11 protein-coding genes, 1 tRNA gene and 1 pseudogene are annotated in these 9,734 nt (G+C 71.2%); 4 read left to right on the forward strand and 9 right to left on the reverse strand.

What is annotated here, in order from left to right; genetic code table 11:
* Together E1264_RS34585 and E1264_RS34590 are read left to right on the forward strand one after the other, a co-directional pair.
* Positions 1–349: pseudogene (locus E1264_RS34585) on the forward strand (hypothetical protein); the annotation flags it as partial.
* Positions 343–1,284 (forward strand): MauE/DoxX family redox-associated membrane protein, encoded by a 942-nt coding sequence (locus tag E1264_RS34590; protein WP_207936608.1) that lies wholly within the window; start codon positions 343–345, stop codon positions 1,282–1,284. The pseudogene E1264_RS34585 and the gene E1264_RS34590, both read left to right, overlap by 7 nt.
* On the opposite strand, the gene E1264_RS34595 is transcribed toward E1264_RS34590, so the two are convergent.
* From E1264_RS34595 to E1264_RS34605, 3 genes are all read right to left on the reverse strand, one after another.
* Positions 1,239–1,505 carry a hypothetical protein gene (locus E1264_RS34595; protein ID WP_132180383.1) on the reverse strand — a complete coding sequence of 89 codons (267 nt, stop codon included), beginning with the start codon at positions 1,503–1,505 and terminating at the stop codon, positions 1,239–1,241. The genes E1264_RS34590 and E1264_RS34595 overlap by 46 nt on opposite strands.
* A 297-nt stretch (positions 1,506–1,802) precedes the next feature.
* Positions 1,803–2,996 carry an ATP-binding protein gene (locus tag E1264_RS34600; RefSeq protein ID WP_132180385.1) on the reverse strand — a complete coding sequence of 398 codons (1,194 nt, stop codon included), beginning with the start codon at positions 2,994–2,996 and terminating at the stop codon, positions 1,803–1,805.
* Positions 2,997–3,350: 354 nt separating this feature from the next.
* Entirely contained in the window at positions 3,351–4,361 is a 1,011-nt protein-coding gene (locus E1264_RS34605; protein WP_132180386.1) for a pirin family protein, read from the reverse strand.
* A 166-nt stretch (positions 4,362–4,527) separates the two neighbouring features.
* On the opposite strand from E1264_RS34605, the gene E1264_RS34610 reads away from it, so the two are divergent.
* On the forward strand, positions 4,528–4,989 hold the full coding sequence (locus E1264_RS34610) for a MarR family transcriptional regulator (RefSeq protein ID WP_132180388.1): 462 nt from the start codon (positions 4,528–4,530) through the stop codon (positions 4,987–4,989).
* A gap of 48 nt (positions 4,990–5,037) precedes the next feature.
* Here E1264_RS34610 and E1264_RS34615 read toward each other — a convergent pair whose 3' ends face one another.
* Complete coding sequence (locus E1264_RS34615) at positions 5,038–5,454, reverse strand: hypothetical protein (RefSeq protein WP_132180390.1); 417 nt, start codon at positions 5,452–5,454, stop codon at positions 5,038–5,040.
* A gap of 164 nt (positions 5,455–5,618) precedes the next feature.
* Between E1264_RS34615 and E1264_RS34620 the strand changes: the two genes are divergently transcribed.
* Positions 5,619–6,347, forward strand: coding sequence for a M15 family metallopeptidase (locus E1264_RS34620; protein WP_132180392.1), 729 nt, complete (start codon positions 5,619–5,621; stop codon positions 6,345–6,347).
* Positions 6,348–6,369: 22 nt separating this feature from the next.
* Here the strand turns inward: E1264_RS34620 and E1264_RS43975 are convergent, their stop codons facing one another.
* From E1264_RS43975 to E1264_RS45650, 5 genes are all read right to left on the reverse strand, one after another.
* The gene (locus tag E1264_RS43975) at positions 6,370–6,537 is read right to left on the reverse strand and encodes a hypothetical protein (protein ID WP_165964536.1); all 168 of its coding nucleotides are present in this window, start codon (positions 6,535–6,537) and stop codon (positions 6,370–6,372) included.
* A gap of 74 nt (positions 6,538–6,611) precedes the next feature.
* Positions 6,612–6,700 (reverse strand) — tRNA-Ser (locus tag E1264_RS34625).
* 60 nt (positions 6,701–6,760) lie between these two features.
* On the reverse strand, positions 6,761–7,207 hold the full coding sequence (locus E1264_RS34630; RefSeq protein ID WP_132180394.1) for a hypothetical protein: 447 nt from the start codon (positions 7,205–7,207) through the stop codon (positions 6,761–6,763).
* Between the two features lie 25 nt (positions 7,208–7,232).
* Positions 7,233–7,649 carry a signal peptidase I gene (locus E1264_RS34635; RefSeq protein WP_132180396.1) on the reverse strand — a complete coding sequence of 139 codons (417 nt, stop codon included), beginning with the start codon at positions 7,647–7,649 and terminating at the stop codon, positions 7,233–7,235.
* Between the two features lie 64 nt (positions 7,650–7,713).
* Entirely contained in the window at positions 7,714–9,630 is a 1,917-nt protein-coding gene (locus E1264_RS45650; protein WP_243711344.1) for a MinD/ParA family protein, read from the reverse strand.
* Between the last annotated feature and the right edge of the window lie 104 nt (positions 9,631–9,734).

A 9,734-nucleotide genomic window follows, 5' to 3' on the forward strand; every position in this document is an offset into this window, starting at 1 on the left:
GGACGGGGTGGCTTACCCGGCGGTCGATTCCGAGGGGGACGCCGGGGGATGCGCGGGCGCCCCGTCCGGCTGCGTCGCGTTCCCGTACCTGTCGCTCGGCAGCGAGGTCGTCGTCCACAACGAGTGCGGCGGGCGGGCCGCGCGGATGCCGGTCGTGGAGTGCGGGTGCATGGCGGCCCGCTTCTGCGACCGCTGCGTGGACTGCGGCGCATCACCGCGCGGGCGGATCGTGGAGCTGACGCCCGCCGCGTTCGCAGGGCTCGGCGGCGACCTGGAGACGGGCTGCTTCACCGCCGCCGTCCGCCCCGGCGCTCCGTCCGCGATGCCGGGGAGGACGGCGTCATGGTGACCGCGTTCCAGAACACGCAGGTCCTGCTGCTGGCGACCGTGCTGCTGGCGGCGTGCCTGGCGAAGCTGACGGTCCGGGAGCCGGCGGGGCACGCGTCCCACCATGTCCACGGCGTGCCGGTGCCGGCCGGGCTCGCGCGGCTGACGGCGCTGCGCGGCAGCCGGGGGATGGCGGTCGGGCTCGGGCTCGGCGAGGGCGTGCTCGGGCTGGCGCTGCTCGTGTCGTCGCATTTCGGAGTGCGGCTGGCGACGACGGTGGCGTTCGCCGCCGCGACCTGGGTGGTCGGCGAGCTGCGGGTCCGCCGCCCGGACGCCGGTTGCGGCTGCTTCGGCGGGCTGAGCGCCAGGAAGGTGGAGCGGCGGACCGTGCTGCGGGCGGCGCTGTTCACCGGCGCCGCGGTCGCCGCACTCGGCGCCCCGCTGCCCGGGCTGTACGTATTGCTGGACGTCCAGGCGCAGGTCGGGCTGGTGCTCGCGGTGGAGCTGGCGCTGTTCGCCGCGCTGTCCCCAGAACTGTCGGCGCTGGTGGAGCGGCGCGGGCTGCCGCACGGCACGGGCCGCGCGGCGATGCCGTGCGAGCGGCGGCGCAGCCCGATCGAGGAGACGTACGCGACGCTCTACGACAGTCCCGCGTGGGTGGAGCACGAGAACGTCGTCGCGAGCGCGGTGCCGCTGGACGTGTGGCGCGAGGGCTGCTGGCGGTTCGTGGTCTTCCCGGCCCGCGTCCATGAGCGGGACGTCGAGATCGTGTTCGCCGTCTCCACCGCCGAACGCGACAGGACCGTCCGCTCAGCCCTGGTCCCACCGGACCTGCCCCCGGACGGGGACGAGGACGCGGAGAGGGACGGGGACGGGAGGGCGGACGTCGACTGCTTCGCGGGACCGCCGGATCACCAGGTGGCTTCGGTGTCGTCGTCGGGTGGGGCGTCCTCGTAGGTTCCGAACTCGTCCTCCTGACGCTCGGGCATCTCGTCGTCGTCGGGGGCGCGGGAGCGCATGCCGCCGCCCATGTCGTCCGGGTACTCGTCCGGCCCGTAGATGTAGCCGTCGTCCTGGACGGGTGGCCGCCCGCCCTGGTCCTGCTGCATGGACATCTCGTCGTCGCGGGCGAACTCGTTGTCCGGGTCCTGGCCGCGGAACCGGTCGCCGTGTCCCATGTTTCCCCCAACATCAGGTCCTGTCCGGATGCATGGCATGCACGGTCCTACCCAGCCGGCCGCGCGCATGCTTCGCCGCGGCCACTCTTCCCTTCTCTAGAGCTTTCTACGAAAAATCTTAGATATTAATAGAAAGAACGAGAGGACATGCGAGCAGAATCTACGGCTTTCTACGGCGGCCGCTAGAAAGCTGAATATTCACCGGACGACACGACCCCATGCCATTTTCTATCGCTCTCTAGCCTTTTCGCTAGAGAGCTGTATGCAGCCGAAGCGTCCGGTCGGATCAGACGGGTGTCAGGCGGGTTGGGAACGGAGGAACTGGCCGAAGTGCGGCACGGTGAACGCGACCATGCCGCGTTCGGCGCTGTAGATGAGGCCCTTCTTGATGAGCCCGTCGCGGGCGGGCGACAGGCTGGACGGCTTGCGGCCGAGCTCGTCCGCGACCGAGGCCGTGGACACCGGGTCGTCGCCGAGCATCGCCATGGCGCGCATGTAGTCGCGCTCGGCCGGGGTGGCGCGCTCGTAGCGGCTGCCGAAGAAGCCGACCGCGAGCTCGCTCTCCGCCTCCGGCGCGGCGACCTTGATGTCGTCGGCGGTGATCGGGGTGTCGGGCGCGACGTCCCAGACGACCTTCGCGTACGCCTGGACGAAGTACGGGTAGCCGTCGGCGGCGCCGTACAGCGCGTCAAGCGCGTCCTTGGTGAACGTGACCTCCTCCCGTTCGGCGGGGGCCAGCAGGGCGTGGTCGGCGGACTCGCGGTCGAGCCGGTCGATGCGGGCGTAGCGGAACAGCCGCTCGGAGTAGGACTTGCTGGCGGACAGGACGGCGGGCAGGTGCGGCAGCCCGGCGCCGACCACGATCAGCGGGCCGCCCACCTGCGACAGCTCGTGGCACGCGGCGCACAGGGCGGACACGTCGTCGGCGGGGATGTCCTGCATCTCGTCCACGAACAGGGCGATCCCGGCGCCGACGTCGGTCGCGACGGACGCGGCGTCGACGAACAGCTCGGTGAGGTCGATCTCCAGGTCACCGGAGTCGGCGCGGCCGCGCGTGGCGGGCACGTCGATGCCGGGCTGCCAGCGGTGCGCCCGCGCCTTGCTCTTGCCGGACGGCTCGGGCTCCGACTGCGCGAACGCCTTCAGCACGCCGAGGAAGTCTTCGATGCGGTCGGGCGCGCGGTGCCGCGGCGCCAGCTCCCGGACGGCCCGGTGCAGCGCGGACGCGACCGGACGCCGGATCGACTGGTCGGGCCGCGCCTCGATCTTCCCGGTCCCCCACAGGCGCTGGATCGCCATCGACCGGAACGCGTTGAGCAGCACGGTCTTGCCCACCCCGCGCAGCCCGGTGACGATCATGCTGCGCTCGGGCCGGCCGCGGGCGACCCGTTCGAGCACCACCTCGAACTGCTTGAGCTCACGGTCGCGGCCGGCCAGCTCCGGGGGGCGCTGCCCGGCGCCGGGGGCATAGGGATTGCGCACGGGGTCCACGCTCTCGGACTCTATGAGGCGATATAGCTGCGGCCGTAGATTTGCGTAGAAACCGCTACGGCGTGTCGCGCGCTCCGCCCGGCGCCGCGCCCCGCAACGCGGCTCCGGAGTCCCGTCCCGTTCGGCGCCACAGGCCGCGGGCGCTCCCGAGGCGGGACCCGCGTGCAGGTCCTGCCTCGGGGCAACGGTCGCCGCCATGACGCCTCCCGGGCGAGCGCGTATTCAAACGATCACGTCGAACCTCTGTTCGACTATTCGAACACACTAGCGCATGCGCACTCCCTCGTCACCCGAACCCCTGGAACTCCAGCGACGGATTTCGGGCGACCAGGCCACGGCCCGCAACGTCGCAGGTCAGGCTAGGGGTTCGTCGGCGGACGACCGGTGCGGCACCTTCTCGGCCGGGACGGTGCCCATGCGTCCGGCCTGGAAGTCCTCGAACGCCTGGATGATCTCCTCGCGGGTGTTCATCACGAACGGCCCGTACCGCGCGATCGGCTCCCGGATCGGGAGGCCGCCGAGGACGAGGATCTCCCACCCGTTCGCGCTGCCCGCGGGCTGGACGTCGGCGGCGCGGACGACGAGCCCGTCCCCCGTGCCCTTGTGGTGCGAGCCCGCGAAGACCGCGAGCTGCCCCTCGTCCAGCGCGGCCTCTTCGACGCCGGCCGTCCCGCGTCCGGACAGGACGTACACCAGCGCGTTGAAGTCGCGCGGCCACGGAAGCGCCAGCCGCGCGCCCGGCGCGACCGTCGCGTGCAGGTAGTTGATCGGCGTGTAGGTGACGCCGGGGCCGTCGTGCCCGGCGAGCGACCCGGCGATGACGCGGACGAGGGACGAGCCGTCGTCGGCGGCGAGCAGCTTCACGTCCCGCGCCTCGATGTCCTGGTAGCGCGGCGGGACCCATTTCTGGGCGCGCGGCAGGTTGACCCAGAGCTGGATGCCGTGGAACAGCCCGCCCTTCGCGACGAGTTCAGGCGGCGGCTGCTCGATGTGCTGGATCCCGGACGCGGCGGTCATCCACTGCGTGGCGCCGTCCGCGATGAGGCCACCGCCGCCGGTGGTGTCCTGGTGCTGGAAGGCGCCGTCGATGATGTAGGTGACGGTCTCGAAACCGCGATGCGGATGCCACGGCGTGCCCACCGCCTCGCCGGGCGCGTACTCGACGGCGCCCATGTGGTCGAGGAGCAGGAACGGGTCGGCCAGGGACAGGTCGATGCCCGGGAACGGGCGCCTGACCTGGAAGCCCTCGCCCTCCAGATGGCGCGCGGCGGTCACGGTCTTCGCGACGCGGCGCCAGCCGGTCTCGGCCTCCGGCAGGAGCGGCAGGCGGGGCAGGGTCAGCGGGTCGGCCGTGACGGCGGGCATGGGGTCCTCCGATCGTTCGGGTGCCCGTCCGCGGTCGGGCGGCGCACATCCGCCGGAACCTAGTTGATGCTTCAACTATTCCCCTGGGCGGATACCCGGGCCTCCTGCTAACGTGAAGACAGTGCACATTAGTTGAAGCTTCAACATGTGTTCTATACTCGCGATTATGAGCGAACCACGCTGGCTCGACGCCGCCCAGCAGCGCGATTGGCGGGCATTCGTGGACGGCAGCGTCCGGCTCACCGAGATCATGGACCGCGATCTGAAGTCCCGGCACGGCCTGTCGGTGTCGGAGTACGAGATCCTCGTCCGGCTGTCCGAGGCACCGGAGCGGCAGCTGCGCATGGCGGAGCTGGCCGAGAACGCCAGCCAGTCCCGCAGCCGGCTCTCGCACACCTGCTCCCGGCTGGAGTCGAAGGGCCTGGTCAAGCGGGACAGCTGCCCCAACGACAAGCGCGGTGTCTACGCGCAGCTGACCGAGAAGGGCTTCGCCGCGCTGGAACGCGCCGCCCGCGACCACGTCGAGACCGTCCGGACCTACTTCATCGACGTGATCGAGCCCCAGGACCTCGAAGCCATCGGACGCGCCTTCGCCATGGTCCTCAAGCGCATCGGCCCCACGTCCTGACCACCCCGCGCCACACCTGACCTGCCCTGCCCTCCCGCGCCCCGGGCTCTACAGCGGGACGGTGACGCCGGTGAGGAAGCCCACCGAGACCAAGGTCAGGAACACCCAGGCGAGCATCATGCCGTGGCCGAACGTCCGCCACCGCCCGCCGACCTTCCACACCAGCAGGCCGCCGAGCCCGAACGCCAGCACGAGCAGCGTGATGAACTGCGGCAGCAGGCTCGGGCGGCGGCTCGTCATCAGCGGCGCGTACATCATCACGGCGTCGACGAGCAGGAACGCGCCGAACCCCGACGCCAGCGCCTTCACGTCGCGGCGCAGGAAGGCGCGGGCGCGCTCCGCGAGAAGCTGGGCCCGGTCCGGCGCCAGCCGTGCGGGCACCGCCTGCTCGACCTCCACGTCGTGCGCCACACCGAAGAGCTCGTCTTCGAGGCTTGGGAGGTCCCTCTCCTGAGGTTCCGCCATCCCGGCTCCCCTGGGGCCGGACACCGCCGGACGACATGCCCGGCGGACGATTGAGAATCGCGGCCCGTCCGTCCCGGCCCCTTTCCGGCGGGCGTGCCGTCAAACGCACCGTAGCGAACCCGGGGTGGCACGCGCAGGCCACGCGGACGTGCAATGCTGGAAAGATGCCAGGTAGAGGGCCTATTCAGGCCGCCGCTTTCCTCACCGCGCTGCTCACGGCGGCGTCCGCAGCGGCCGGTTGTGGCCGCGACTCCGGCGGCTCGGACGAGACGTCCCCGCCCACGACGCGGCCCACCGTGTCGGGCACGGCGCCATCGCGGCCGGCCGGGTTCCAGGCGAAGATCGGCAAGGTCACCGCCGCGGACCTGAAGCACTCGTGGCGCAGGGGCTGCCCCGTGCCGCCGTCCGGGCTGCGGATGATCGAGATGACCTACTGGGGCATGGACGACAAGCCGCACACCGGCGGGCGGCTCGTCGTCAACGCCGGGGAGGCCGAGGACCTGGTCGGCGTGTTCGAGAAGCTGTACGACATGCGCTACCCGATCGAGCGCATGGAGCCGGTCGACAAGTACAAGGGCAGCGACTTCCAGTCGATCGAGGCCAACAACACCTCGGCGTTCAACTGCCGCGCGGCGACCGGGTCCAGCTCGTTCTCCCAGCACGCGTACGGCCTCGCCATCGACATCAACCCGTGCCAGAACCCGTACGTCTACGCGGACGGGCACATCGCCCACCCCGACTGCGAGAAGTACAAGAACCGCCGGAACGACGACCCCGGCGTCATCCACGCCGGCGACAAGGTCGTCGATGCCTTCGACTCGATCGGCTGGGGCTGGGGCGGCGAATGGAGCGGCGCCAAGGACTACCAGCACTTCTCCAAGTCCGGCCGCTGAGGTCAGGTTCTGGCGGCGGGCGTCAGCCCATCGTCAGGACGGCGACCACGATGATCGCGAGGATCGCCACCACGGCGACGATGCCGCCGATCAGCGCGAGGTTCGGGCCGGACTTGGGAGCCGGTGCCTGGTTGGCGAAGTTCTGAAACTGGTGGGTGGTTCCTGCCGGATCTTGGGGCGCTTCAGACATGCCGACGAGGGTAACGGATGATATACGACCGAGCCGGACGCTCCCCGGCGTGTTCCCCATTCCGGGCTTCCAGGCGGAGAGTGTGGGATTCGAACCCACGAGGACTGTCCCCAGCCCTGGGCGCTTTCAAGGCGCCTGCACTAGTCCACTATGCGAACTCTCCAGATGACCAACGCCCACGATAGCGGGCACGGGCCCCTGACCTCGACCGCATAAGGCGGGTTCACCCCAGTACGACGTCGGCGTAGGAGTAGTCGCACCCGCAGGGACCCTTCTCGGCGACGAACGTCATGGTCGCCGCGCCCTCCCGCTGCCCTTGCCTGGACGACGCCGTCACCCGCACGGGCTGGTCGGCGACCGTCCGCGCCGTCCGCTGCGGGAGCGTGACCTGCAGCGCGCCGGTCTCGAGCAGAGAACACGCGACCGAGCCGCACGAGGAGGAGTTCATCCCCGGAAGGCGCGTGACACGGAAGTCGGCGCACGGCTGCCCGCCGACGCAGACCTGCATGCGCACGCCCTCCACCGTCAGCCGATCGAGACCCGAGACGGTGACCATCACGGGCGGGCGGCACGGCCCGCAGACCACGTCCCCACCGGACGAGGACGACGAGCAGCCCACGCACAGCGCCATCACCGCGGCGGCGAGCGGCAGCCGCCTTCCACCGATCATGGACGCTGGGACGCGTCCCGCGCGCTCACGGTTCCGCGTCGCCGCCGTCGCTCGCGCCGTTCGTGCCGTCCGCGCCGTCTGGGGGCCGGACGGCGTAACCGGGGATGGAGGGCCAGCGGACGGTCATCACCACCGACTCCTCCTCGGCGCACCACGAGTGGTCGACGCCGCGTCCCCACACCACGTAGTCGCCCTGCTCGGCCAGGACGACGTCGCCCTCGGGGAACTCCAGCCGGAACCGGCCGCTGATCAGCACGAGCAGGGCGGTGCGCTTCTCACCGCTCGTCCACCGGGCGCGCCGCTCGCCCTTCGGATGGACGCCCCACTTGATCTCGACGTCGTCGCTGCGGCGCAGATCGCCCGGCGGTTTGAAATGGCCGAGCAGCCAGCCGCTGTCGCCGGCGGCGTCCGGGCCCGCCTTTCCCACGTACACGCCGTCCACAGATCGCGACCCTAGCGTCCGGTCTCCGCGGGCGGGAACGGGCGGCGCGGGAGCGCACCGCCGGTCAAGGCTGGGCGGGACGCTGATAGGCGAAACCGTCGCCGACCACCGCCGCGAGGGTCAGGTACGCCTCGCGGGTCGCGGGGGCGAGCTGCTCCAGCTCGACCTCCGCGCCCTCCTCAAGGTGGTCGTCGTAGGGGATCCGGACGACGGCGCGGCAGCGGCTCTCGAAATGCGCCTGGAGCTTGTCCAGGTCGACCTGGCTGCGGGTCCGGTTGCGGACCATCGACAGCACGACGACGCCGTTGCGGACGAGATGCCCGTGGTCGTGCGCCTCCAGCCAGTCCAGCGTCGCGCTGGCGGAACGGGCGCCGTCCACCGACGGGGAGCTGACCAGGACGAGCTGGTCGGCGAGGCTCAGCACGCCCGCCATCGCGGAGTGCAGCAGCCCGGTCCCGCAGTCGGTGATGCAGATCGAGTAGTACTGCTCCAGGACGACGGCCACGGCGGCGTAGTCGTCGGCGCTGAACGCCTCGCTGACCGCGGGGTCGCGGTCGGACGCCAGCACCTCGAGCCGCGCGTTGTTCTGCGAGGTGAACGCCCGGACGTCGGCGTACCGGTGGATCCGGTCCCGGTTGTTGAGAAGGTCGCGGACGGTCGCGGCCGTCTCAAGGCGGACCTTGTCCGACAGCGTCCCGCGGTCGGGGTTGGCGTCCACCGCGATCACGGTGTCGCCGCGCAGCGACCCGAGCATCGAGCCGAGCCCGGTCGTGGTGGTCGTCTTGCCGACGCCGCCCTTCAGCGACATGACGGCGACCCGGTGATGCCCGCCCGCCACCAGGGTGCGCGCCCGCGCGATGAGGTCCTTGCGCCGCAGATCGCCCTGTGACTCCCCCGGATGGATGTTGCCCGCGGTCGCCTTGTAGACGGCCCGCCGCCAGCCGGACGACGGCGCGATGCGGCGCTCGCCGAGGAGGTTCTCGGAGCTGAGGCTGTCGGCGTTCTGCGGCTGCTGCGGCATCTGCTGCTGCGGCCCTTGCTGCGGCTGCTGCGGGTACGCGTACCCCTGCAGCGGTTGCCCGGTGTTCGGGTCGACCTGTTGGTACGCCTGCCCCGTGTTCGGGTCGACCGCCTGGTACTGCTGGTACGGCTGCCCCGTGTTGGGGTCGAACTGCTGGCCGTACGGCTGACCCGTGTTCGGGTCGACCTGCTGCTGGTAGGGCTGCCCGGTGTTCGGATCGACCTGCTGGTACGGCTGCCCGGTGTTCGGATCGACCTGCTGCTGGTAGGGCTGCCCGGTGTTGGGGTCGATCTGCTGGCCGTACGGCTGGCCCGTGTTGGGGTCGACCGGCGGGTACTGCTGACCGGCCGCGTTCGGATCCTGCGCGTAAGGCTGGCCCGTGTTCGGATCGAACTGGGCGTAGGGCTGGCCCGTGTTCGGATCGAACTGCTGATAGGGCTGGCCGGTGTTCGGGTCGAACTGAGGGGCGTACGGCTGCCCGGTGTTCGGATCGACCTGCTGGTACGGCTGCCCGGTGTTCGGATCGACCTGCTGGTACGGCTGCCCGGTGTTCGGATCGACCTGCTGGTACGGCTGCCCGGTGTTGGGATCGACCTGCTGGTACGGCTGGCCGGTGTTCGGGTCGACCTGCTGGGCGTAGGGCTGGCGGGTGTTGGGGTCCAGCGCCTGGCCGGTCTGGGGGTCGAACGGGACGTACGGCTGGCCGGAGCCGTCGGTGTCCTGCGGGTAGGGCTGGCCGGTCGCGGGGTCGATCGGCTGGTAGGTCGCCGCGGGGTCCTGCTGGGTGAACTGGTCGGACGGGTACGGCGGCAGCTGTTCGAGGGGAGGCGCGGAGTTGCCGTTTGCGTCGTACTGCGGCTGCTGCGGCGGGTACGGCGCCTCTTGGGCGCCCTGCGGGGGCTGGGGCTGGTCGTAGCCCTGGTAGCCGCCCTGAGTGGCGGGGTACGGCGGCGGCAGCATTCCTCCGTCGAACGGCTGCTGCGCCTGGCCGCCGTCGTAGGGCGGGGGCTGCGGCGGGCCGAAGTTCTCCGGCGGGTAGGGCTCGGGGGGCTGCTGGAACGTGG

Source organism: Actinomadura sp. KC216, assembly GCF_004348535.1.
In the GTDB taxonomy this organism is placed as follows: domain Bacteria; phylum Actinomycetota; class Actinomycetes; order Streptosporangiales; family Streptosporangiaceae; genus Spirillospora.